The sequence below is a fragment of the Synechococcus sp. H55.11 genome (genome assembly GCF_047462475.1).
Taxonomy (GTDB): Bacteria; Cyanobacteriota; Cyanobacteriia; order Thermostichales; family Thermostichaceae; genus Thermostichus.
This window is the reverse complement of the sequence record NZ_JANSJI010000330.1, coordinates 1-601: the sequence shown is the minus strand read 5'-3', so window position 1 is coordinate 601 and position 601 is coordinate 1. Positions and strand designations below refer to the sequence as shown.

At 64.1% G+C, this 601-nt stretch carries 1 protein-coding gene; it reads left to right on the top strand.

Annotated elements, in window-relative coordinates; all coding sequences use genetic code 11:
* On the top strand, positions 1-601 hold a 601-nt coding region (locus tag NW853_RS12915; protein WP_414349217.1), incomplete at both ends, for a hypothetical protein.

Below are 601 nucleotides of genomic sequence, written 5' to 3'. Positions count from 1 at the left end.
CGGGCTATGCCAACTTCGGCGTGCGCATCTCCGCCTTGGGCAACCCGGTGCTGGACACCTCCCGCTGGGTGACGGTGGCTCCCATCGGGCCTTGCCCGAACCCGGGCGGCGCTGGCCTGCTGGCCGAGTACTACAACGGCTGGATCACCAGCCCGCAGAACCAGTACAACCGCAACACAGGGTTTGACAGGACTGGCGCTGTAGGCCCTCTGCCCACACCCCCCCCCCAAGATGTTCAAAGCGCCAACCTGCCCTACCTGCGGGCGGTGCGCTGGCCGGATCCGGTGTTCCCGGCCCAGGGGGTGCCGGAGCCCATCGGTCAATTTAACAACGGCTACACCAGCAGTGCGCCGCGTTGCCCAACGACCAACTTGGACAGCGCCACCAACGAGCAGCGCTGGGCCTGCGTGCGCGACGCTATCGATAATCCAGCTAACCTAGCACCTTTTGCCCGCAGCGGCAGCGGTTTTCCCTGGTGGGGCGGCTTCCAGTACCAGTTCGGTAACAGCACGTCCCGGGATTCAAGGTCTCCCTTCAAGCGGCTGTTGTACAACAATTTCCCCACTTGCAGCGGCTCTTTGTCTGACATTCTGCAGCCCCT